Annotated in this window: 27 protein-coding genes and 1 pseudogene; 19 read left to right on the forward strand and 9 right to left on the reverse strand. The window is 62.8% G+C overall.

What is annotated here, in order from left to right:
- Nucleotides 1–61: 61 nt before the first annotated feature.
- Nucleotides 62–1,210 carry an ABC transporter substrate-binding protein gene (locus tag ABVQ20_RS00065; RefSeq protein WP_354457447.1) on the reverse strand — a complete coding sequence of 383 codons (1,149 nt, stop codon included), beginning with the start codon at nt 1,208–1,210 and terminating at the stop codon, nt 62–64.
- A gap of 42 nt (nt 1,211–1,252) precedes the next feature.
- Complete coding sequence (locus tag ABVQ20_RS00070; RefSeq protein WP_354457449.1) at nt 1,253–2,596, reverse strand: glutamine synthetase family protein; 1,344 nt, start codon at nt 2,594–2,596, stop codon at nt 1,253–1,255.
- A gap of 142 nt (nt 2,597–2,738) precedes the next feature.
- On the opposite strand from ABVQ20_RS00070, the gene ABVQ20_RS00075 reads away from it, so the two are divergent.
- From ABVQ20_RS00075 to ABVQ20_RS00105, 7 genes are all read left to right on the forward strand, one after another.
- Nucleotides 2,739–3,527, forward strand: a complete 789-nt coding sequence (locus ABVQ20_RS00075; RefSeq protein WP_354457450.1) for a helix-turn-helix transcriptional regulator — start codon at nt 2,739–2,741, stop codon at nt 3,525–3,527.
- A 28-nt stretch (nt 3,528–3,555) separates the two neighbouring features.
- Nucleotides 3,556–4,257, forward strand: a complete 702-nt coding sequence (locus tag ABVQ20_RS00080) for a gamma-glutamylcyclotransferase (protein ID WP_354457451.1) — start codon at nt 3,556–3,558, stop codon at nt 4,255–4,257.
- Between the two features lie 53 nt (nt 4,258–4,310).
- Nucleotides 4,311–5,153: an enhanced serine sensitivity protein SseB C-terminal domain-containing protein gene (locus ABVQ20_RS00085; protein ID WP_354457453.1), complete on the forward strand. Its 843-nt coding sequence runs from the start codon at nt 4,311–4,313 to the stop codon at nt 5,151–5,153.
- 162 nt (nt 5,154–5,315) lie between these two features.
- On the forward strand, nt 5,316–6,398 hold the full coding sequence (locus tag ABVQ20_RS00090) for a diguanylate cyclase domain-containing protein (protein WP_354457455.1): 1,083 nt from the start codon (nt 5,316–5,318) through the stop codon (nt 6,396–6,398).
- A gap of 117 nt (nt 6,399–6,515) precedes the next feature.
- A complete protein-coding gene (locus ABVQ20_RS00095) occupies nt 6,516–6,719 on the forward strand; it encodes a hypothetical protein (RefSeq protein WP_354457457.1) in 204 nt (67 codons plus the stop codon).
- Between the two features lie 31 nt (nt 6,720–6,750).
- On the forward strand, nt 6,751–6,942 hold the full coding sequence (locus ABVQ20_RS00100; protein WP_354457459.1) for a hypothetical protein: 192 nt from the start codon (nt 6,751–6,753) through the stop codon (nt 6,940–6,942).
- A 94-nt stretch (nt 6,943–7,036) separates the two neighbouring features.
- The gene (locus ABVQ20_RS00105; protein WP_354457461.1) at nt 7,037–7,255 is read left to right on the forward strand and encodes a DUF6500 family protein; all 219 of its coding nucleotides are present in this window, start codon (nt 7,037–7,039) and stop codon (nt 7,253–7,255) included.
- 280 nt (nt 7,256–7,535) lie between these two features.
- Here the strand turns inward: ABVQ20_RS00105 and ABVQ20_RS00110 are convergent, their stop codons facing one another.
- From ABVQ20_RS00110 to ABVQ20_RS00120, 3 genes are all read right to left on the reverse strand, one after another.
- Nucleotides 7,536–7,955: a GFA family protein gene (locus tag ABVQ20_RS00110; protein ID WP_354457463.1), complete on the reverse strand. Its 420-nt coding sequence runs from the start codon at nt 7,953–7,955 to the stop codon at nt 7,536–7,538.
- A gap of 155 nt (nt 7,956–8,110) precedes the next feature.
- On the reverse strand, nt 8,111–8,377 hold the full coding sequence (locus ABVQ20_RS00115) for a DUF1488 family protein (protein WP_227345958.1): 267 nt from the start codon (nt 8,375–8,377) through the stop codon (nt 8,111–8,113).
- The gene (locus tag ABVQ20_RS00120; RefSeq protein WP_354457465.1) at nt 8,374–8,628 is read right to left on the reverse strand and encodes a hypothetical protein; all 255 of its coding nucleotides are present in this window, start codon (nt 8,626–8,628) and stop codon (nt 8,374–8,376) included. The genes ABVQ20_RS00115 and ABVQ20_RS00120 overlap by 4 nt, the downstream gene beginning before the upstream one ends.
- Nucleotides 8,629–8,878: 250 nt before the next feature.
- On the opposite strand from ABVQ20_RS00120, the gene ABVQ20_RS00125 reads away from it, so the two are divergent.
- The 7 genes and pseudogenes from ABVQ20_RS00125 to ABVQ20_RS00155 form a co-directional block, all read left to right on the forward strand.
- Nucleotides 8,879–9,193, forward strand: a complete 315-nt coding sequence (locus ABVQ20_RS00125; RefSeq protein WP_354457466.1) for a co-chaperone GroES — start codon at nt 8,879–8,881, stop codon at nt 9,191–9,193.
- Between the two features lie 92 nt (nt 9,194–9,285).
- Nucleotides 9,286–10,911 carry a chaperonin GroEL gene (gene groL, locus ABVQ20_RS00130; protein ID WP_354457468.1) on the forward strand — a complete coding sequence of 542 codons (1,626 nt, stop codon included), beginning with the start codon at nt 9,286–9,288 and terminating at the stop codon, nt 10,909–10,911.
- A gap of 147 nt (nt 10,912–11,058) precedes the next feature.
- Complete coding sequence (locus ABVQ20_RS00135; protein ID WP_354457470.1) at nt 11,059–11,208, forward strand: hypothetical protein; 150 nt, start codon at nt 11,059–11,061, stop codon at nt 11,206–11,208.
- Nucleotides 11,209–11,451: 243 nt separating this feature from the next.
- Nucleotides 11,452–12,180, forward strand: coding sequence for a class I SAM-dependent methyltransferase (locus tag ABVQ20_RS00140; protein WP_354457472.1), 729 nt, complete (start codon nt 11,452–11,454; stop codon nt 12,178–12,180).
- A 271-nt stretch (nt 12,181–12,451) separates the two neighbouring features.
- Nucleotides 12,452–12,748 (forward strand): hypothetical protein, encoded by a 297-nt coding sequence (locus ABVQ20_RS00145; RefSeq protein ID WP_354457473.1) that lies wholly within the window; start codon nt 12,452–12,454, stop codon nt 12,746–12,748.
- A 48-nt stretch (nt 12,749–12,796) separates the two neighbouring features.
- Nucleotides 12,797–13,369, forward strand: a complete 573-nt coding sequence (locus ABVQ20_RS00150; RefSeq protein ID WP_354457475.1) for a hypothetical protein — start codon at nt 12,797–12,799, stop codon at nt 13,367–13,369.
- Nucleotides 13,370–13,515: 146 nt separating this feature from the next.
- Nucleotides 13,516–13,824 (forward strand): annotated as a pseudogene (locus tag ABVQ20_RS00155) (SAM-dependent methyltransferase); the annotation flags it as partial.
- Here ABVQ20_RS00155 and ABVQ20_RS00160 read toward each other — a convergent pair.
- From ABVQ20_RS00160 to ABVQ20_RS00170, 3 genes are all read right to left on the reverse strand, one after another.
- Complete coding sequence (locus tag ABVQ20_RS00160; RefSeq protein ID WP_354457477.1) at nt 13,805–14,485, reverse strand: hypothetical protein; 681 nt, start codon at nt 14,483–14,485, stop codon at nt 13,805–13,807. The pseudogene ABVQ20_RS00155 and the gene ABVQ20_RS00160 sit on opposite strands and share 20 nt — an antisense overlap.
- Nucleotides 14,486–14,574: 89 nt before the next feature.
- The gene (locus ABVQ20_RS00165) at nt 14,575–14,931 is read right to left on the reverse strand and encodes a glycosyltransferase family 2 protein (RefSeq protein ID WP_354457479.1); all 357 of its coding nucleotides are present in this window, start codon (nt 14,929–14,931) and stop codon (nt 14,575–14,577) included.
- Nucleotides 14,931–16,739 carry a glycosyltransferase gene (locus ABVQ20_RS00170; RefSeq protein WP_354457481.1) on the reverse strand — a complete coding sequence of 603 codons (1,809 nt, stop codon included), beginning with the start codon at nt 16,737–16,739 and terminating at the stop codon, nt 14,931–14,933. Before ABVQ20_RS00170 ends, ABVQ20_RS00165 begins: the two co-directional genes overlap by 1 nt.
- 293 nt (nt 16,740–17,032) lie before the next feature.
- Between ABVQ20_RS00170 and ABVQ20_RS00175 the strand changes: the two genes are divergently transcribed.
- The 4 genes from ABVQ20_RS00175 (at nt 17,033) to ABVQ20_RS00190 (ending at nt 20,404) form a co-directional block, all read left to right on the forward strand.
- Nucleotides 17,033–17,311, forward strand: a complete 279-nt coding sequence (locus tag ABVQ20_RS00175; RefSeq protein WP_354457482.1) for a metal/formaldehyde-sensitive transcriptional repressor — start codon at nt 17,033–17,035, stop codon at nt 17,309–17,311.
- An 8-nt stretch (nt 17,312–17,319) separates the two neighbouring features.
- Nucleotides 17,320–18,552 (forward strand): CDF family Co(II)/Ni(II) efflux transporter DmeF, encoded by a 1,233-nt coding sequence (dmeF, locus tag ABVQ20_RS00180; RefSeq protein ID WP_435528310.1) that lies wholly within the window; start codon nt 17,320–17,322, stop codon nt 18,550–18,552.
- A gap of 172 nt (nt 18,553–18,724) precedes the next feature.
- A complete protein-coding gene (gene speB, locus ABVQ20_RS00185; RefSeq protein ID WP_354457484.1) occupies nt 18,725–19,696 on the forward strand; it encodes an agmatinase in 972 nt (323 codons plus the stop codon).
- A 105-nt stretch (nt 19,697–19,801) separates the two neighbouring features.
- The gene (locus ABVQ20_RS00190) at nt 19,802–20,404 is read left to right on the forward strand and encodes a methyltransferase family protein (protein ID WP_354457486.1); all 603 of its coding nucleotides are present in this window, start codon (nt 19,802–19,804) and stop codon (nt 20,402–20,404) included.
- Here the strand turns inward: ABVQ20_RS00190 and ABVQ20_RS00195 are convergent.
- On the reverse strand, nt 20,396–21,280 hold the full coding sequence (locus ABVQ20_RS00195; RefSeq protein ID WP_354457487.1) for a LysR family transcriptional regulator: 885 nt from the start codon (nt 21,278–21,280) through the stop codon (nt 20,396–20,398). The genes ABVQ20_RS00190 and ABVQ20_RS00195 overlap by 9 nt on opposite strands.
- 160 nt (nt 21,281–21,440) lie before the next feature.
- Here ABVQ20_RS00195 and ABVQ20_RS00200 point away from each other — a divergent pair, with 160 nt between their 5' ends.
- A complete protein-coding gene (locus tag ABVQ20_RS00200) occupies nt 21,441–22,214 on the forward strand; it encodes a sulfite exporter TauE/SafE family protein (protein WP_435528311.1) in 774 nt (257 codons plus the stop codon).
- The last annotated feature ends 6 nt before the right edge of the window (nt 22,215–22,220 follow it).

The raw sequence follows: 22,220 nt of genomic DNA on the forward strand, positions 1-22,220 counted from the left end.
ATGTGGGTGAAACTATCATGGAGCCCGCGCGCCGGAACGCGCGGGCCTTGAAGGCGGCGCTTTAGCGCGCGGCCAGTTCTTCCTGCCAGATCGCCAGCATGTCGTCGATGTTCGGCGCGACCGTGTGGAAATGGCTGTTGTCCCAGGCCGTCCACATGTAGTCCATCTGCAGCGCCTTCTTCTCGGCGTCCGAGAACAGCGCTTCGGCCTTGGCATTCGGCACGAGGTTACAAGTGGCCTCGGTGATCGACAGCTGCTTGGCCACTTCCGGCGAGACGATGTATTTCAGGAAGTCGGCGGCGACCTTGGAGTCGCGGCCGTTTGCGATCAGGCCCGTCGCCTCCATCCAGATGATGCCCTGCTTGAGGCCATTCTTCGGCTCGGGAACGATCGACTGGATGTAGTCGTGGCCCTTCATGCGCAACGAAGAGGTGGCGTAGGTACCGCCGCCGATCAGCGCCCGGAACGAGCCGTCGATCAGGCCCTTCTGGGCGATCGCCAGGTCGGCGACGATAGCGCGGGTGTTCTTGAAGGCGGCGCGCAGCACCTTGCGCACTTCATCGAGCGCCGCCTGGTCCAGCGAAACATAGGGGTCGACGCCGGCATAGAGCGCCAGCGGCATGATCGGCCAGTCACCCCAGTCGAGCAGGCAGATCTTGTCCTTGTAAGCCGCATCGAACACCGGCGCGTAGCTCGACCATGTCTCGAGCTTGTCGAACTTGGTGTTAACCGTCGGGCCGACCCAGCCCCAGCGGGTCGGCAGACCGGTTGCCTTGCCTTCGAACTGCAGCGGCGTGAAAGGCGCCCGGAACTGCGGGTAGAATTCGGCGTATTGCTCGGCGAAATCCTTGTCGTCGATGTAGCGGCAGATGCCGGCCGGCCCCATGCGCGCGATCCACGGGCTGTCGGACGAAACGAGGTCGAAATCCTTCGACGCGCCGGCGGCGAGCTTGGCGAAGCCGCCAGCGGAATCGGTGATCAGGTCGACGGAAATCGAGACGTCCTTCTGCTTCTGGAACGGGTCCAGGATCGACGGTGCGTTATAACCTTCCCAGCACATGTAGTTGAGGCTCTCGGCGGCGGATGCGCCCTTCGGCATGCCGAAGATGCCGGCGCCGGCGGCCGCCAGCCCAAGGCCGCCCATGCCCTTCAGCACTGAGCGGCGATCAACGCCTGCCCGTGCTCCAATGTCTGATGCCTGTTTTTTCATTTGCCTGTTCCCTTTCTATTTTTTCAGTCCAAAATTCCCCGATCAGACGATGCCGAGGTATCGCCGGATCTCCCATTCGCTGACCTGTTTCTGGTACTCGCCGAATTCGAAGCGCCGTCCGGTGACGAAGCTGTCGATGAAGTCGTCGCCGAAGATTTCGCGGGCGACAGCGCTTGCGTTGAGCCGCTCCGTCGCCTGGCCGAGATCGGACGGAAAGACGGCCTCCGGCGAGGGTGTCGCTGCATAGAAGTTCTCGCCACTGCCGGCCGGCGGCTCGATCTGGTTGCGGATGCCATAAAGGCCGGCGCCGATGCAGAGCGCCAGCGCCAGATAGGGATTGGCATCGGCCGAGGGCACGCGAAACTCGACGCGGGTGGATTCCGGCTCATCATTGATGACGCGCACCGCCGCCGTGCGGTTCTGGACGCCCCAATTGGCTGAAGTCGGCGCCCAGGCGCCAGGCACCAGCCGCTTGTAGGCGTTGACGGTGTGGGCGCACATTGCCAGCAGTTCCGGCATCAGCTTCACCAGGCCGCCAATGAAATGGCGCCCGAGCTGGCTCAGTCCGTCCTCGGCGCCGGGATCGGCGAACACCGCATTGCCCTGCTTGTCGCGCATAGAGACATGCAGGTGGCCGGACTGGCCCGGCAGCGCCGGCGACAGTTTTGACATGAACCCGGCGGTCAGGTCGTGGCGGGAGAAATACCCCTTGGCAAAATTCTTGAACAAGGCCGCATCATCAGGGGATTTCAGGCCCTTGGCGTAAGTCAGCGGCGCCTCGAAGCATCCGGGACCAAGCTCGGTGTGGATGGCATCGAGGCCGATCCCCATCGTCGTCATGGTGTCGTGCAGGCCCTGCAGCAGGTCGCCATGGATGGCTGAAGTCTGCAGCGAATAGGTGCGGTTCCCCTGCGCGAAGTAGGTGAGGTCGCGATAGTCCTTGGCGCGCAGGCTTTCCGGCGTCTCGTCGAACAGGAAGAACTCGTATTCGAAGGCCGAGAACACGTCGAAGCCCAGGTCGGCGGCCTCTGCGATCAGCCGCTGGCAAAGATTGCGCGGCGAGCGCTTGCCGAAATCGCCGGAGAAATCCGCGATGCAGAGTGCGGCATCCTCGGCGAACGGATATTTGCGCAGGCTGGAAGCATCGAGGACTGCCGGCCGGTCGATGAAGGCGCCGTCGATGAAGGTCTTTTCGGCGATGTCCCAGAAATACAGGACCTCGCAGAACGGATAACCCTTGGCGGCCAGCTTGACCGCCTTGTCGGCGGAGACCAGCTTGTCGCGAAATTCGCCGGCCGGGTCCATCATGCCGATATGCACGGCCTTGGCACCGAGCTTTTCCAGGCCCGCCGCGAAGCTCGCCCCGGTATCATTGACTGTCGACATATAGGACCGCCCCAGTATTTTCGCCCTGAGGCTAGGCTTGGGCTTCACGCAACAAAATATCCCGTTAGGGACAGATGGGCAGGAAAATTGCTATGGCCCTGGCAAGGCGCGCAAAGTGCTACCAGAGGAACGGAGGATCGTGGTGACGACAGGCTTCGCGCCATGGAACAGGAAGATTGCAGCGGCCATCCAGGAGGTCGGCACGCCGGACTTCCCGCAGCGCATCGAGGAGGCGCTGAAGGCGATCATCGACCTCGATATCGTGATGATCTTCGCCTATTCCGGCACGGAAAAGCCTGTTTGCCTCTACCACAATATCGATCCCGTACGCGCGGCGGTCGTGATCACCGCCTATGCGAATGGACCCTACCTGCTCGACCCCTTCTATCGCGCGGCGACGGACCTCAAGGCCATCGGGGTCAGGCAATTGCGAAGAATGGCGCCGGACCAGTTCTACAGTTCGGAATATTTCCGCAGGCATTACGGCCTGACCAAAATCCGCGACGAGGTCGGCATCGTCTGCCGGCCGGCGGGCAGTGCGGCCATCGTCATCAGCTTCACCCGCCCCATGGAATCGCCCGCCTTCGGGCGGCGCGACCTCAAGATTATCCACGACGCCGAACCGGTGATCCGCCTGCTGGTCGAACGCAACTGGAGCCATGCGCGCCTTGGCTCCGGCGAGACCGAAGGCGAACCGGTCGATCCGATGAACGCGACGCTGAACAGGATGACGGGCGGCGTGCTGACGCCGCGCGAAATCGAGATCACATCGCTGATCCTGCGCGGACATTCGAGCGCGGCCATCGCCGACGCGCTGAACATCGCCGAGGGGACGGTGAAGAACCACCGCAAGAACATCCACCAGAAGCTTCGGATATCCAGCCAGTCCGAGCTGTTCTCGATGTTTATTTTCCACCTTTCGAAGCAATGATGGCCCGGTGTGTCCGATGAACGATGGCATGAAGATTAGCCGGCAAAAGGCGCCCATGGCGCTGACGGAGGAACTGGTCGCGCGCACGCTGCGCGTCGTCGAGGATGCCGGGCCGACGCCGGGCATGATCCACATGACCGACGCCGATTATGTCCGCGTGCGCGACGAGGTGCTGGCCTCGGCGCCGGTGGGGCCGCTGAAACTGTTCGCTTATGGCTCGCTGCTGTGGAATCCGGTTGGCGAGGTTCGTGGTGGCGAAAGGGCGGTGGCTACGGGCTGGCACCGGTCGTTCTGCTTCACCGTCAAGCGCTACCGGGGCACGGTCGAGCAGCCCGGCCTGATGATGGCGCTCGATCGCGGCGGCCAGTGCCAGGGCATGGTGTTCGAGATCGCCGAACCACTGGCTGATAATCTCGACGCGCTGCTGCGCCGCGAGATGACCATCCTGCCTGCCGTCAACGTGCCCCGCTGGTTGCAGGTGAGGACAGAAGGCGGCGTGTCGCGGGCGCTGGGTTTCGTCGTCAATCCGGCGAGCCCGCGCTATGTCCGCCTGGACAAGCCGGCGATCGCGGCGACCTTGGCGCATGCCGTCGGGCATTGGGGCTCAGGCGCGCAATACCTGTTCGAGACGATCCGCCACCTCGAAGACCTCGGCATTCGCGACCGCAATCTGTGGCAGTTGCAGGCGCTGGTGGCTGATGAGATCAGGCGGGCGGTTACGATTGAGTAACAAGCGCGCCGGATCTTTGTTGCCCAAGGGATTTTTTACGCCAATCATGTGGGATGAAGAAGTTCCTGGCTCAGCTCACTTCGTTTCTAGCAAAGCAACCGGATGACGCCGTTGAAGCAGGCGCTACAGACATAGCGCTTCCCACCCGTCCAAAGTCCATCGGCAGTAGCAACGAGCACTTCCAACCGATCAACGATCTCGAGTATCTGCTTGTGGAGGCCGCGACGGACCCGTCCAAACGAGACCGGTTCAAGGAAGAATTGCTAGCCACCGACCTCTTTGCCGCGACGCCTGAGGCACCTCAGACCGTGCAACAGCGCACGACAGAGTTCGGGGAGGGCGTAAACATTATGAATGTGGTGGATGCCGACGGAAAGCCGATTCCCGCTATGTTCACATCGGAAGCCAGGATAGTTGAAGTCTTCGGCCCTGGCACCGGGTACATAAGGGTTAATGGCGCGATATTGTTGGGCTTGGTCGTCAAGGATGGCGCTGTTCTTAACCCCGGTTCGAGCTATGGCGTCCGTTGGACAGCCAGCGAGCTTGCCTCATTGCTCGGGGGCCCCGTCCAACGCACGCTCGAAAAAGACACCCAGATGTTTCTGGGGGTTCCCGCAGAACGGCCGGAGCAACTTATCGCGAATCTTCATGCATTCTTGCGCGGCGAGCCGAAAATCAAGGAGGCATGGCTGGCATTGGCGCACTGGCCGGAAACGAACGATTGGTCGTGGTACCTCGACATCCGGTCAGAATTTGCAGCCGACGACATCGCCCATCTGGTTTCGGGTGTGATCAGCAAATCCAGCTTTGGCGCTTATCCCGTCGACGTGGTCGTCAACGTGCCCAATGACACTGTAGGGCAAGGCATTCGGATCAAGCCCTCCGAGACCCACTAAGCCGCCTGTTCTCGCGGATCGGCATCCGGTGAGGCAAGCAACCTATCCCCATCAATTCCTCCCAGGCCCATCGGCTCCTCAGAAAATATTAATCGCTTCCGCGCGATTGTGGCATTGCCGCTCCAAGGAAGGCGGCGACAACAGAGCCTGGACACGCCCCATATGCCGTACAGCCTCAAAGGTCCTGCGCGGCCGAACGCGTCGCGCTTGCGCGGTGGCGTGTCGGACGCCGTCGGTGGCTCGCCTGAGCGCGCCCGCCGGCGTGATGCCGCCACCATCGCGCGGCTCAAGGGTGAACTCGCTGGTCAGGCCGAGCTGATCCGCGAGCAGGGCGTTTCGCTGGCGCACAGCCGCAAGATCTTCGACCGCGCCTCGGCCGCCGCGCGCATAGGCGTGTGGGAATGCAGCCTGCCCGACGAGACGCTGCACTGGACCGATGTGGTCTACGATCTGTTCGACCTGCCGCGCGGCACGCTTCCCGATCGCCAGCGTGCGCTGGCCTGCTATCCGCCGGCGTCGCGCAAGGTGCTGGAGGCGATGCGCGGCCGGGCGATCGAGGAGCGCAGCGGTTTCACGCTTGATACAGAGATAATCACCTTTGCCGGCCGCAGCCGCTGGATCCGCATCACCGCCACCGTCGAATGCGAGGACGGCGTGCCCGTGCGCATCTTCGGCATGAAGCAGGACATCACCGAGGAAAAGCTCCTGTCGGACCGCATGCGCTATCTGGCGGAATTCGACGTCATGACGGGGCTAGCCAATCGCGGCCAGTTCCAGGCGCGACTGTCGCAGGCCGATCAGGCCGGGCAGGGCGCGGTCGGCGCGCTGCTGTTGATAGACCTCGACGGCTTCAAGGCGGTCAACGACACGTTCGGCCATGTCGTCGGCGACGACTGCCTGAAGGAAGCGGCCGCGCGCCTCGGCACTGTCTGCCAGGGAGCCGATCTGGTCGCCCGTGTCGGCGGCGACGAATTCGCGGTGCTGCTTGGGCCGCATCTCGACCGTGGCGCGGTTTCCGGGCTGGCGCGGGGCATTATCGACGCCATGGGTGAGCCGGTGAGCGTCCGTGGCCAACCGCTCAAGCTTGGCGCCTCGGTCGGCGTTGCCTTCGTCGAGACGGGCGCGATGTGCGACCTGTTCATGAAGGCCGATACCGCGCTCTATGCCGCCAAGGCGGCGGGCCGCAATACGTTCCGGATCTTCAAGCCCGATACCGGCAGGAAAGGTCGCCGCGCCGCCGCCTGACGGCAGGTGTGGCGCCGCTGCGGCACGCCATTTTCATTTGGCATGCAAGGCATTCCAGAAAAGGTGTTATGAAGATATCCGGCCTTTCCGGCCTTCTCCTGACATCCGAGGTCTTTCGTGCGTGAGCCGTCGCCGCTGCCTGTATTCGGAAAGCTCGGGCTGAAGGCGCCGATCGTCGTGGCCGCGCCGGCCCGGCCGGGACAGATGGCTGACCGCCTGCGCGACCTTCTCGCCACTCATGGTGGTGCTGCCCTGAAATTCTCCATCGTCGTCTGGACGATCATTGTCCTCGTCGCCGTGTTCTTCATCGTGCGGGCCTGACCTTCAGGGCCGAACCAACCGGAATTCCATCATGCCAAACCGCTATGCACTGCGCAGGGAGCAAGCGCAAAGCTGGACCATCGTCGACGTCTTCACCGGCCAGCCCGCCGTGCTCAAGCAACGGGTCCTGGTTGGCATGAGCACGCGCGATGCCGACGATATGGTGGTGCGGATGAATGTGCTGGATATCAAGCGGCGCGAAAAGGCCGATCGAAAGTCCTGATCCCGACATCAAACCGCAAAACGCGCGCGATCCAGGCCGGCATGTGCCGCTGGAACAGCGCGGTGGCGTGAAACTACAAACAAGAGGATTCCCCGTGCGAGCGAGCCTGAAGGAAAAGATACTGGAGGTCTGCGACCGCAAAATCTCCGAGAAAGGCCCCGGCGTCGGCGTGTCGTTCTATGCGTTCTTCGCAAACAGGAATGACGACCCCGACCTTCTGATGGAAGCCGCCGAATGGTGGATACGAACCCACAAATTCGACCATTTCGAAAAGGCCGTGAAGATACGGGCGATGGTCGAGGAGATGGATTGATTTCATCCGGCTTCGGATGACGGAGATCAGCGTTCGGGCATTGGTCCCGCTTCGGCGGATGCGGCATCGTCGTGGCATGGCGGCGCGTCGCTGCCGGCGCGCGCATTCTCGATGACGGTGCTGCAGCCTGAGCGGCTGAGCTCGGCTGACGGTAGGTGAAATCGTCAGCGAATTTCCGCATCGGCCGTACCAGCATCGTCGATGTCATGGGCGTTCCAGTTCTCGAAAATGCCGCGCCGTGTGCACAATGTGAGCCGACCGGAATGCGATTGGCGGCGGGCTACTCGGTGGTCGCCTCGACATGCCACCACTTCGGCCGTCCGCCCCGGTATGAGTGGTAGGCGGGCATCAATTCCCTGGCCGCTGGCTTGTCGAAGATGCCCAGCAGCAAGGCGATGACGGGCTTGTCGTCGATGGCGCCGATCGTGCTGTCGCAGACCTGACAAAAGGCGCGGCTCGAAAACTCCGATGACCGGTAGACGGACGGAAGGCCGCCGGTCCCGGTCCAGGTCACCTTGTCGCTCGGAAATTCCACCCAGGCGGCGGTCAGGGCGCCGGTGTGGCGCTGGCACATGCGGCATGAGCAGGTATGCGGCGCTTCAGCCGGGCCGATCGCCTCGAAACGCACCGCGCCGCAAAGGCAGCCGCCCGAATAGCGCCTGGGCTTCGCCGCACGCGCCTTGATTGTTGCGGATGTCAATTCCACGGCCCCCTTGAGTTGTAGCGAGTGCTTAGCTCAAGGGGTCGATCGGGCTCTAGGGCCTATTCCATCCCGATGAAATCGGGATGCGGCTCTATCTCTTGTTTGAGCATGATCTTTTCCGAAAACCTGTTCCCATTCTTCGGGATCATGCTCTACCCGAAATCGGCGGCCGTCAGCACATACATGCTCTTGCGCGTGCGGTCATAGGCCTTCGACGCCACATCGCGGATGGCGTTGCTCTCTGTGTCGAATGCGGCGAGGTAGCCGGCTTCGTTGGCCGCGGTGCCCGGTCGCATCTTCGACATGGCATCAGCGGCGACCGAGAAGGAAATCTGGAACATGCCGTCATGGCCGACGAAACGGATACGCTTGCCGGCCTCGTCATAGCTGCGGCTGCGGTTGGGGAAGGTGAGACTCATGTTTTTGCCTCCATTGCGGCGGCCTTCTTGGTGACCCGCTTCTTCTTCGGCGTCGGGTTCAAGGCTTCGGCGACGCGGTCGGCCTCTTCCTTGGCCAGTCGCAATTCCCTCAGCTTCGCCGTCTTGATCTCCCGGGCTTTCGCCTCGGACATGTATTCGGCGGTCGCCTTGTTGCGCTCGGCCGTCTTCTTCTGCTTGTCCACGAAGCGGGCTTCAGCCTTTTCCATGATACTCGGATTGCCTTCGGACATTGGCTAAATCTCCCTTGTGTTTGAAATTGTGAAAACGAACTTGTCCGATAAATAGGGACTCAGCGGAGAAAATTCAATTTTTACAATATTTGGATTTTGGTAAATATCAGGAATCGACCGCGCGCAAAAATACTTTTGAATATTCAAACCCGGTCGTGAATAATTTTTGGCACTCCTATCTATCGAGTGCCAATGCGCCTATATACGAAGGGGCGTGGCCGCCTGTGCCGGCCCCAGGAAAGAAGACCTCATGAAATTTCGGCCACTCCACGACCGCGTCGTCATTCGTCGCGCTGAAGGTGATACCAAATCCAAGGGCGGCATCATCATTCCCGACAATGCCAAGGAAAAGCCGCAGGAAGGCGAAGTGATCGCGGTCGGCCCGGGCGCACGTGACGAAAACGGCGCGCTGGTTCCGCTCGACGTGAAGGCCGGCGACTTCATCCTGTTCGGCAAATGGTCGGGCACCGAGGTCAAGATCGACGGCGAAGACCTTCTGATCATGAAGGAAGCCGACATCATGGGCGTCATCGACAAGACCGTCGAAGCCAAGAAGGCTGCTTGAACCTCTGAGGAGCCGGCCTTCGCCAGGCTCCCGCGAGCGGCCCACTTCCACCACACGAACGGGCCCACCACAAAAACGGGATTGAAAAAACCATGTCTGCCAAGGAAATCAAATTCTCCACCGACGCGCGCGACCGCATGCTGCGCGGCGTCGAGATCCTCACCAACGCGGTGAAGGTCACGCTCGGCCCCAAGGGCCGCAACGTCATCATCGACAAGGCCTATGGCGCGCCGCGCATCACCAAGGACGGCGTCACCGTCGCCAAGGAGATCGAGCTTGCCGACAAGTTCGAGAACATGGGCGCGCAGATGGTGCGCGAAGTGGCCTCGAAGACCAACGACCTCGCCGGTGACGGCACCACCACGGCAACCGTGCTGGCCGCCTCGATCCTGCGCGAAGGCGCCAAGCTCGTTGCCGCCGGCATGAACCCGATGGACCTCAAGCGCGGCATCGACCAGGCCGTCGCCGCCGTCGTCGGCGAAATCAAGGCGAAGGCCAAGAAGGTCAAGTCGTCGGCCGAGATCGCCCAGGTCGGCACCATCGCCGCCAATGGCGACGCCACCGTCGGCGAGATGATCGCCAAGGCGATGGACAAGGTCGGCAATGACGGCGTCATCACCGTCGAGGAAGCCAAGACCGCCGAGACCGAACTCGACGTCGTCGAAGGCATGCAGTTCGACCGTGGCTATCTCTCGCCCTATTTCGTCACCAATGCCGACAAGATGCGCGTCGAGCTGGAAGAGCCCTATGTGCTCATCCACGAGAAGAAGCTCGGCAATCTGCAGGCGATGCTGCCGATCCTCGAAGCCGTGGTGCAGAGCGGCAGGCCGCTGCTGATCATCTCCGAGGACGTCGAAGGCGAGGCCCTGGCCACGCTGGTGGTCAACAAGCTGCGCGGCGGCCTCAAAGTCGCTGCCGTCAAGGCGCCGGGCTTCGGCGATCGCCGCAAGGCGATGCTGGAAGACATCGCCGTGCTGACAGCCGGCCAGATGATCTCCGAGGATCTCGGCATCAAGCTCGACAACGTCACCATCGACATGCTCGGCCGCGCCAAGCGCGTGCTGATCGAGAAGGACACCACCACGATCATCGACGGCGCCGGCACCAAGGCGACCATCCAGGCGCGTGTCGCCCAGATCAAGGGCCAGATCGAGGAGACGACTTCCGATTACGACAAGGAAAAGCTGCAGGAGCGGCTGGCCAAGCTCTCCGGCGGCGTCGCCGTCATCCGCGTCGGCGGCGTCACCGAGTCGGAAGTGAAGGAAAAGAAGGACCGCATCGACGACGCGCTGAATGCGACGCGCGCGGCGGTCGAGGAAGGCATCGTGCCCGGCGGCGGCGTGGCTCTGCTGCGCGCAAGGTCGGCGCTTGCCGGCCTGACCGGCGCCAATGACGATGTCACCGCTGGCATCTCCATCGTGCTGCGCGCGCTGGAAGCGCCGATCCGCCAGATCGCCGAGAATTCCGGCGTCGAAGGCTCGATCGTTGTCGGCAAGCTCACCGACAGCAAGGACCACAATCAGGGTTTTGACGCCCAGAACGAGGTCTATGTCGACATGATCAAGGCAGGCATCGTCGATCCGGCCAAGGTGGTGCGCACCGCACTGCAGGACGCCGGCTCGATCGCGGCCCTGCTGATCACCGCCGAAGCCATGATCACCGACATCCCGGCCAAGGATGCAGCACCTGCCGCCGGTGGCGGCATGGGCGGTTACTGATCGGATTCAGGTGAGGCCGGCCTGCGAAGGCTAGGCGTGACCTGAATCGCAGCGCCTCGGTTCATCTGAGCCGGGCTTTACAAGATCGCCGCCGGGGCAATGTCCCGGCGCGCGGCCACGGCAGACAGTCAGCACGGAGATCGATCCATGAGTGCATTCGTCCCGAAGCCGACACCAAAGACCAAAGTGGCCGAGGAAAGCCGCTTCGAGCGCATCCTGCGCATCGCCGCTGCGCACAAGACCACCGCCACCCCACCGCGCACCCCACGCAAGCTCGGCGACAAGCGCCCGATGTGATCGGGCATCGTTGACGGCACAGCGGTTCTGTTGTCTTTTCCGCCCATGCGCGAACACGAAACCCATATCGGTGCCCGGCGGCCGGCATCCCAACAGGCGGGATGCAGGCGCGCTGGCTTTGGGGCATGATCCCGGTTCGGATCAGACTCGCTTAGGAATAGATTGCGCTTGCAGCCTCGCCGGTAACGGACGAGGTTTTTGGCGTTCCGCCTCGTCCATCCGCGAACCCAAGGGATGAAGACAATGGCACAAAACATCTACGATCAGGCTGATTTCTACGAAGGCTACGGCCAGTTGTCGCGCTCGCTCTACGGGCTGGACGGCGCGGCCGAATGGCCGGCGATCACAGCGCTTTTGCCTGAACTTAAGGGCAAGCGGGTTGTCGATCTCGGCTGCGGCTTCGGCTGGTTCTGCCGCTGGGCAGCGGGGCAGGGCGCAAAGAGCGTTGTTGGCCTCGATCTCTCCGAAAACATGCTGGCGCGGGCGCGGCAGGATACCAACAGTCCCGCCGTATCCTATGCCATCGCGGATCTCGACACGCTGGTGCTGCCCACTGGTGCCTTCGATTTCGCCTACAGCTCGCTGACCTTCCATTATGTCGAGGATTTCGCGCGGCTGATGCGGGTGGTGCATGAGGCGCTGGTGCCCGGCAGCTGCTTCGTCTTCACCATCGAGCATCCGATCTACATGGCGCCGAGCAATCCGGGATGGGCGCTGGACGAGACCGGACGCCAGACCTGGCCGATCGACGGCTATTCGGTCGAGGGCGAGCGCCGCACCGACTGGCTGGCCAAGGGCGTGATCAAGCACCACCGCACCATCGGCACGACGTTGAACACGCTGATCGACACCGGCTTCCGCATCGACCGCCTGGTGGAGTGGCGGCCGACCGAAGAGCAGATCAGGGACCAGCCGGAACTCGATGTCGAGAAGGAGCGGCCGATGATCCTGATCGTGTCCGCGGGCCGGTAGGGGCGCCGATCTGCAGGAGGAATGATCCCTGAGCCGCCGCTCGACGTCTACGTTGCGGACGTCGAACCGGAGCATAATGTTCGACGGGGTGTCGTCGATTGCCTCGATGCAGGCCGTGCGCAGCAAAGGATCATAGCTGGTTCCAACGCTCGCGAGGTGATAGGCGCCTGAGCATCGGTTACTGTCCCTCCGTCCGCCGAAATGGCCTTATCCGCATTTTAACTAATGTAATCCACAGTTCCTGCGTTGGTGTTCTGCGCAGGGGAGTGGAATGACTGATATTATTGATGAGGAAGAGCTTCCGAAGCCCAACCTGGTTCAACGCAGCCGATCAATTGTCCAGGCGACGATGCTATTCGCTTCGCCGATCATATCGATAGGATGTGCGATCATTGTCGGATATTTTACCTATATGGCCGCTAACCAAAAGCCATCCGAAGATATGTTTTCATTGGCCATATCAATACTGAAGTCGAGCGATGCTTCACCGGAGATGCGCTCATGGGCAACGGGCGTGCTTGGGATGCAAACGGGTATTCCAATGCCCGCCAGATTTAGCCAGCAATGAAAGCGGCATAGGCCACCACGGTTCCCCGTTGATGTCGCCACGCTCCAGGTGCTCGACGATACGGCGCGAGACAATGTTCGAGCGGATGTCGTCAATGGCTTCAAGAAAAGCCTGCCGAAGCTGCGGCTCGTACCGACCGGCAAGGATTTCAAATCGCTGCCGGGGCGCTGGATCATGGATGCTTGCGATCCCCGTAGTCGACATCCCCTCGACTACCGTCTAGATGATCCGTTTGGATTTTGGGGTGGAATCATGAAACCGTTATATTTGGCTGCCGCCATCTTGTTGGCTGCTTCTACCGCTGCATTTGCTGGGCCCATCGAAAATTACACGGCGCGTCTGAGCGCAGCCGACCATTTCAACTCGTCAGGCGAACGATTGACCAGCGCGGCCGCCATTATTCGTCAGGATCGCGCTAACCTCTATGTCTACGGCAAAGGGGAAGACGAGGACGAGGGAGACTCTTTCTTTCTCGACAAGGGCAACCGCGCAAAGCTGGAGCGCATGCTGGACAGCGGCACTTTCACAAACGCCGCCAGGCGTGCGATTCTGGATGGCACTCCCCTCATTCACGTCGAGATTTATCGGGACTTCATCAACGTCACCGTCGAAAGCGACTAAGCCCCCACAAAAGCCTTCCACGCCACCACGGTCCCCCGCCGCTGGCGTTAGCCGAAGGCTGGTGATGACGGGCTCTATGGCGCCGTTGATGAGCGTCTGACAGTGCGGGAACGATCGCCGGCATCGCGAACGTCACGATATCACCGGTCTTCACCATTGAGCATCCGAGCTACATGGCGCCGACCAATCCAGGCTGGGCGCTGGACGAGGCCGGGCGCCAGGCCTGGCCGATCGACGGCTATTCGGTGGAGGGCGAGCGCCGCACAGACTGGCTGGCCAAGGGCGCGATCAAGCACCACCGCACCATCGGCACGACGCTGAACATGCTGATCGACACCGGCTTCCGCATCGACCGGGTGATGGTATGGCGGCCGACAGAACAGCAGATCAGGGACCAGCCGGAACTCGATGTGGAGAAGGAACGGCCGATGATCCTCATCGTGTCGAGGGGGCGGCAGGGCGTGTCTCAACCAAAGCGCGTTGGCGATGCGTGCGCAGGTAGACCAGGAATGCAGCGAAGGCCTTGGCGCCCATGCGGGTGCGCAATTCGCTGTTTGTTTGCGCTTCGCCGCAAGCCGCGATCAGCTCGCCATAATGGTCGGCAAGGATTTCCTGGATGGCCGGGTCGGTGAAATAGCGTTGCCGCGAAACGCCGTCGCAGGCAGCGGGTGCGTCCATCAGTGTCCAGAAGGACTGCGGGTGGGTCGCGACAAAATCGCGGGCTCGCGCGGCAAGCGCCTTTATCATGGCCCTTCGATGCGTTGCCGAGCGCTTTGAAGCGGCTACGCCGGTCGTCCTCAGGCCTGAAAGCGACGGTATTTCGCCAAAACGGTTCTTTCCATGAATCCGGTAGGCCGACAGCGGGATGTCGATGCAGGCCGAACCGCCCAGCGCATGCACGAACGGCATGAAGTAGTTGTCGGTCGCTGACGCGTTGACCACATCCAGCATGGGCCGGGCACGCTGCAGATGCGAGCGCCTATACATGTTGGCGGTACCTGGCGACCAATGCCAGCCGGGTTCATGCGGTGCGATGATTGTGGACTGCCGCCACAGCACCCCGCGCTCCTGGCCGACGAGAATGCCGGGCGAAGGTGGAATGTCGGCTTTGTCCAAGGAAGCGCCGACCTTGCCATGCAGGAACCACGCGAAGCTCGGCGATATCGGACATCCCGCCGAGTCCACCTCGAGAACGCCCCCCGACGTTACCGCCACCCGCCCGGGACAGTCGAGGTGCAGTTGGACGTGGAAGGCCGCATAATTTGCAAGGAGGAAGTCGTCGGCATCGACAATGCTGACCAGGTCGCCGGACAGCCTGTCGAGGACATGCAGGAACGCACCCATCTGGTTGAGGTTGGTGTCGAGATATTCCAGCCGAAGCCTGTCGTCGGAATTTTCAACCGCGCGATCACCTCCCGGCTCGTGTCCGTCGAATTGTTGTCGATCACATAGCACTCGAAGTCGGCATAGTCCTGGGACATCACACTCGAAATGGCCTGTTCGACGTAGAGCCCGTAGTTGTAGTTGATGATGACGAAGCTTACTTTCGGACGTTTCTCCATTATTTTTGCTTCGATCTGCGAATGCGATGGCGGCTGGAGATTATCTTCCAGTGATCGCACAGCGTCAGGCGACCGAGACCGGCGCGCAGGATTGCCCTGGCCTGACACCCCGAAAAACGCGCCACCACCTGGCGGCGAAACACCCGGCGGCCGAAGACGGCCACCAGTTTCGGCGCATGGTGCATGAAGAGCTGAAAGGCGCGCTCATCGGCGAAATAGGGACGCAACATCTGCCGTTCCTGACGGGTGACCTGATCCAGAACGGACCAGAAGTCGGTTCCGATGGCCCAGGCGTATCGCTCACATTCCCTCAGCAGGAGATCGATGGTCTCATAGGTGAAATCACGGGATTTCTTCGCAAAAGCCGCCGTTCCGCCCCGCAAGCCATCGATGCTCTCGCTAACCGCATAGTAGTTGCTCGGATGCAACCGGTATCCCGATAGCGGCACATTGACGAGCGCGCTGCCGGCGAATGCGTGGCTGACGACGTTGAAGTAGCCATCGGCGGGGTGCATGTAGGGTTTGCTGCCGTCACCCAGCATGACCAGACGCAGCACCGAAGCACGGAACATGTTCGCTGTGCCCGGCGCCCAAAACCACCCTTGCTGCCATCTTGGAACGCTCGCCGTGTTGTCGGCCAGGAATCTGTAGGTCGAGGCCGAAATGGTCGGCAGCCGAAGCACTGTTTGCGCCGGGCGCAATCCCCGCACAGCGTCCTTTCGCTCGAGCTTGTGGTGCAGGTAGGAGGACGACAGCGCGTTGCCGTCGACATCCATTTCCGCGACATTGGCAGAGGTGAAGGCGACACTTCTGGGCAGTGCCATATGCACCTGGATATGCGTCGAGGCGTAGTTCTCGAAAAGCACGTCGTCGGCATCGATGAAACTGACGAAACCACCTTTGATCTTGTCCAGCGCCCATAGCGCGGCGCCAAGTTGGCCATGGTTTTGGGGCAAGGTTTCGAGCCGGAACCGGCTGTCGCCGTCGATGTGCCTGGCGATGACTTCGGCGCTATCATCCGTCGAGCCATTGTCGATGACGATGCATTCGAAGTGCGGATAATCCTGCTTGCGGATGGAATCGATCGTTGCCCCGACATAGCGGCCGTAGTTCCAGGCGATGACGACGAAGCTGACGAGGGGAGCAACGAGGGCGCCGCCGGCAAGTCCGTCGATGCCACGGCCTCCCAGCGTGATGCCCGAGGCTGCCGCCGGCAGCTTTTTGCGGATGATGACCTGCTCGCCCTTGTGCAGCAGGTCGAAGTCGCCGTCGATCTCTTGAAGGAAGGCGTCGATGCCCGCGGCCGGACGCTCGGTGACCGGATAGTCCAGCTTCCAGCGATAGTCATCCAGGATCATGACGCCGGCATGGTCAAGCAAGGTCCAGCACAGGCTTGCGTCGGCAAAGACCGAGGCGGCACGGTGATCGCCGTCGATATAGACGATGTCGAACACGCGTTCCTCGGTGCGCAGTTGCGGCAGGACATCGATCGAGGCGCCCTTGCGCCTGTCGACCCGTGCAGCGAACGGCTTCATGTTGTGGTCGAACCGGGCCTCGACGTCGGCCATGTCGGCTGCGTGTTCCGACCCCGCGGTGATATGTTCGATACCGCCTTCGAACGTATCGACGCAGATTATCCGCGACTTTGGCAGAAACTGCAGGAAGAAAAGCGCCGATCGGCCCTCGAACGAGCCTACTTCCAGCACCTCGGTGGCGGAGTGGACCTTGTCGCGAAGCAAGCTTTCCCAGACTTCCAGGTGAAAGGAAGTCCAGTCGTGCGTGAGCGAACGCCCTTCGAAATAGTTCATGCCAATATAACCCGCCCTTAGGAGCCGCCGCCCGGTGCGGCGTGGATCGGCCGTCACGCCAAAACTGGCGCCGCCGGCTTCCGCGCTCAACCCACCGAGGGCTTGTGATAGAATTCCGCTACCAAACAAGTTCGATGCGCAGTTCTGCACTGTTCCCAACCCGGCCAAACTCTTGCACCAATACCGGCGCGGGTAAAGCATGTGCCGGATGCAGTCATGCCTGCCTCTTGGCGCCGATCACGGAGATGGATGAATACCTTGTATAGGGTAGGGGGCTATGCTACATCGGCGGCATGACGCACACGATCCGTGAAAAACAGAAGCTTCTGGCGCGCGTGCGCCGCATCAAGGGCCAGGTCGAGGCCATCGAGCGGGCGCTCGACAGCGAGGTTGGCTGCGAGGCGGTCATGCATCTCATCGCCGGCGCACGCGGCGCCATGACCGGGCTGATGAGCGAGGTGATCGAGGACCATGTGCGCACGCATCTCGTCGACGCGGAGCGCCACCCCGGCGCGCTCAACACGGAAGCGGTCGACGAGTTGCTCGATGTCATCCGTACCTATGTGAAGTGAGTTCCGTCATGAGCACAGCCGCCATTCACAGCCATATGTTCCTGGGCGAGGAGCACAGCAAGAGCGAGCGCAAGACCTGGGCGGTGATCTGGCTCTGCGCGGCCATGATGGTGGCCGAGATCGTCGGCGGCCTCTTGTTTGGCTCGATCGCGCTTGTCGCCGACGGGTTGCATATGAGCACGCATGCCGGCGCGCTGCTGTTGGCGGCCCTTGCCTACACCTATGCGCGCCGGCATGCCGCCGACCCGCGCTTCACCTTCGGCACAGGCAAGCTCGGCGATCTCGCCGGGTTCACCAGCGCCATCATCCTGGCCATGATCGCTCTGCTGATCGGCTACGAATCCGTCTCGCGCCTCTATGCGCCCGTGCCCATCCATTTCGCCGAGGCTATCCCCGTCGCCTGCCTTGGCCTTGCCGTCAACATTGCCAGCGCCTGGCTGTTGAGCGGCAGCGGTCATCACGATCATGGCCACAGCCACGGGCATGGCCACAGCCACGCCGATGAGCATGGGCATGACGAAACGCGCATTATCTCCACGGCGGATGGCGATGTGATGCTGGAGGTGTTCGAGGATGGCGTGCCGCCGCGTTTCCGGCTGCGCGCGCAATCCGGGTCGCCGCTCATGGCTTCCACTGTTTCGATCGAAACCGTGCGGCCGGATGGCGCGCGGCAGACCTTCGCCTTCGCCGATCTGGGCGAGGGCCTGGAATCCATCGACGAGATTCCCGAGCCGCATGCCTTCCAGGCCAATGTCACCATCAACGGCCAGAGCCACATGGTCGCCTTCGAGGAGCATGAGCACGCTGAAGGCAAGGCGGTCCGCGACAACAACATGCGCGCCGCCGTGGTTCATGTCGTCGCCGACGCCGCCGTTTCCGTGCTGGTCATCGTCGGGCTGATCCTGGCGCGCGCCTTCGGCTGGCTGTGGATGGATCCGCTGGCCGGCATCGTCGGCGCCGTGGTCATCGCCAGCTGGGCGCTCGGGCTGATCCGCGACACCAGCGCCGTGCTGCTCGACATGAACCCGGACCGTCGCATGGCCGACAATCTTCGCCAGACCATCGAGAGCGAAGGCGACGAGCTGGCCGACCTGCATCTGTGGCGGCTGGGGCCGGGGCATCTCGGCGCCATCGTCTCCGTGGTCACGCCGACACGGCGCGGCGAGGATTATTATCGCGCCAGGTTGACACGGTTCCGTTCCCTGTCGCATCTGACCATCGAGGTCAGGAAGGCTGCGTAAGCCATTGCAACGGCGCGACGTTCCCGGCTTCCATCAGGATTGACGACACCTGCAAAGCCGAGGTTGACAGGCCGCGCGCTCTCAATCATGCCTCCACCGCCGAGAAACGGAGGCAGCCAGTCCTGGCACTCATCACCGGTGTCGGCCGGACGACACCTGGGAGAGGTGTCCCTTGTCCGCTGTCACATCATCATCGATCATCGCGTCCGAGCAGACTTTCAGCACGGCGCGAACATTTCTTCGAATTCCCCATGCGGGAAGTGCGGAAGGCGCCGACGTCGCCTTCCTTGGCATTCCGTTCGATCTGGCCACGTCCAACCGGCCGGGGGCGAGACTGGGGCCGGGCGCCATCCGTGGCGCCTCGGGGCAGCTTGCCGAACTGCCGGCCTATCCCGGCGGGTTCGACCCGCTTCAACATGTCAGGGCTGTCGATCTCGGTGACGTCTATCTCCACTATGGCGATTCCCGCTCAATCCCCGGAGCCATCGAAGCCGCGGCGGCTGCGGCGATCGCCACCGGGGCAACGCTGTTCTGCCTTGGCGGGGATCATTTCATCTCCTACCCCTTGCTGAAGGCGACGGCGGCGCGTCACGGAAAGCTGGCCTTGATCCAGTTCGACGCGCATCCCGACACTTGGCAGGACCCCAAGGCGGCTCCCGGCGAACTGGCCATGGATCACGGCACGATGTTCCGCACCGCCGTCGAGACGGGCATCATCGACCCGGCGCGGTCGATCCAGGTCGGCATCCGCACATGGGTCGATGATCCCTTGGGCATTGCCATCCTCGACAATGTTGCCTGTGACGATGCCACGCCCGAGGGCATTGCGGCGATCATCCGGCAGGTCGTGGGCGAGGGCCCCTGCTACCTGACGGTGGATATAGACTGCCTCGATCCGGCCTATGCGCCGGGAACGGGAACGCCCGTCGTCGGCGGCCTGACGCCGCTCAAGCTGCTGCGCGTCCTGCGGGCGCTTTGCGACCTTGATGTCGTCGGCTGCGATGTCGTCGAGGTATCGCCTCCCTACGATGTGGCCGGGATCACCGCGCTCAACGCAGCGACGATCATGTATGAGCAGCTATGCCGTGTCGCCCGCAAGCAGGGCGCCGTCGACCAGAGCTATCCCCGGTTGTCGCAGCCGTGAGAACAGGGAACGCTGCCATTCGCTGACGAGAATGTGCAGAGCGGCTGCGGCGGCTCGGCCTTATACCCCCTGGAATTCCTGACTGGACCAGGGGGAGATTGGCGCATGGGTTTCAGACCGGGCATTGTGCTGTGGTTGCTGTGGCTGACCTGGGTGGTTTCCTGGCTCGTCGCCGCGCGCTGGTCGAGCGCGGCGACGAGGGTCGAAGGCGGCCGCTTGGTGCTGCTCTACCGGGTCAGCCTTGTCGTCGGGTTTTGTCTGCTCGTTTATCCCTACCGCATTGCCTGGCTGCCGTGCCTGTGGCGGCTGAGCGACTTCGAAGGCTGGCTGGTCGACCTCCTGGCGCTGGCGGGCTTTGCCTTCTGCTGGTGGGCGCGCGTGCATCTTGGCCGCTTGTGGTCGAGCGCGGTGACGATCAAGCCGGACCATCACATCGTCGAAAGCGGCCCCTATGGCCTGGTGCGCCATCCCATCTATACGGGACTGCTGACGGCCATTCTCGCCTCCGTGCTGATGAACGGCACGCTGCTCGGCGTCATCGGCGGCTTGATCATGCTGGCGGGCATGGTGACGAAAGCCAGGCTGGAAGAGGCGTGGCTGCGCCGGCAACTGGGCGAGGGTGCCTATGATGCCTACGCCAACGGGTGTCGATGCTCGTCCCGTTCGCGCGGCTGTAGGCAACGTTGCCATCCTCGATCATCATGCTGAAGCGGATTGACCCTCCAGCCGCGCGATCGTCGCCTCGATCCAGGCGGTGACCGCCGCGATGCGGGCGAGGTGGCGAAGGTCGGGGTGTGTGAGCAGCCACAGTTCGCGCGCCGGAAACGCATGCCCATCCCCCAGCCCGCGCGCGAGGCCGGCGATTGGATCGGCGACGATGCAGGGTAGCAGCGAGCGGCCAAGCCCGGCGAGGACGGCCTGCAGCAGCGCTTCGGCATCGTTGACGAAGACCGGCGCGTAGCCGTCCTTGCGGGCGACGCCGGCAATCCAGCGCGCCTGCGGCAGGTGCGCCATGCCGTCCTCATAGGTCAGCCAGGGGAGGTCGGGCGCGGACAGGCTGCTCATGGCATAGGCGGCGTAGGCGAGCATGCTGATGCGCCTGGCGATCACCCGGCTGCCGGATTCCTCGCCGGGTCGCGCAAGCCGCAGTGCGATGTCGGCCTCGCGCCGGGTCAGGCTGACATCGCGGGATTCCGCGATGAGTTCCACCCGCAATCCGGGATGGCGGGCGGCAAGGTCCGCGATCGCCGGAATAAGCACCCGGTTGATCAGAATCGGCACGGCGGAGACCCGCACCGTGCCGCTGACCTCGCTGTCGGCGCCCTTTACTGCCATCGTCAGGCCGCTGATTTCCGCCTCCACGGCTTCCGCTCGCCGGGCCGCGATCTCGCCAGCCTGCGTCGGCCGCATCTCGCCTTCGGCGCCGCGCTCGAACAGGCGCACGCCGAGTGCGCCTTCGATCGACCGCAGGCGGCGCGCGACCGTTGTCGGATCGAGGCCCAGCCGGCGACCGGCGGCGGCGAAGGAGCCTTCGCGGGCCAGCGCCAGCACGTAGCGTAAATCGTTCCAGTCGATGTCGTGCATTTTTGCAGTGTTAGCCGGCAATCTTTCTTTGCGGAGCTGTAAGAATGCTGCGTTAAGGTCGCCGTGTCCATAACCGGAGACACGCAATGATCCGCGGCGACGATGCCAACGAAATCCGCCGACCAGCGCAGTGGTCCGCGACCGTCGATGCGGGTCGGGCATGAGCATGGCTGATCTGTCGATCGCCGGCCAGTCCGGCAATGCGATCCTCTTCCTTCTGGCGATCGCGTTCATCGCCGGTCTGGCGCGCGGCTTTTCCGGCTTCGGCGCGGCCTTGATCTTCATGCCACTGGCAAGCTCGGTCATCGGGCCGCAAACGACGGCACCACTGCTGTTGATCATCGACGCCGTCGCAGCCCTTGGCCTGCTGCCCAAGGCCTGGCGGCTGGCCGACAGGCGCAGCGTCGGCACGATGACGCTCGGCGCGCTGGTCGGCGTTCCCCTGGGCACCTATGCGCTGACCAGCATGGACCCGCTGGCGCTGCGCTGGGCCATCGTGCTGCTCGTCGCCTTGCTACTCTGCCTTCTGATGTCCGGCTGGCGCTATCACGGCCGCCCCGCCACGCCCCTTACCATCGGCATCGGTGGGTTGTCCGGCTTCTTCTCAGGCGCCGCCCAGGTCGGCGGCCCGCCTGTGGTCGCCTACTGGCTCGGTGGAGGCAACAATGGCGAGGTCGTGCGCGCCAACATCGTCTTGTATTTCGGGGTATCTACCGCGCTGACCATGGCGAGCTATCTGGGCGGCGGCCTGATCACGCGGCCTGTCATCGCCCTGGCGCTGGTGACCGGCCCGCTTTACGGGTTCGGTCTCTATCTGGGATCGCGCCTCTTTGGCCGCACAAGCGAACGCAGCTATCGCTGGGCCTGCTATGGCCTCATCGCCATGGCGTCGATCGTCAGCCTGCCCGTGCTCGATCCCATCCTGCGGGGATGACGGCAA

The organism is Mesorhizobium shangrilense (assembly GCF_040537815.1).
GTDB lineage: Bacteria > Pseudomonadota > Alphaproteobacteria > Rhizobiales > Rhizobiaceae > Mesorhizobium > Mesorhizobium shangrilense.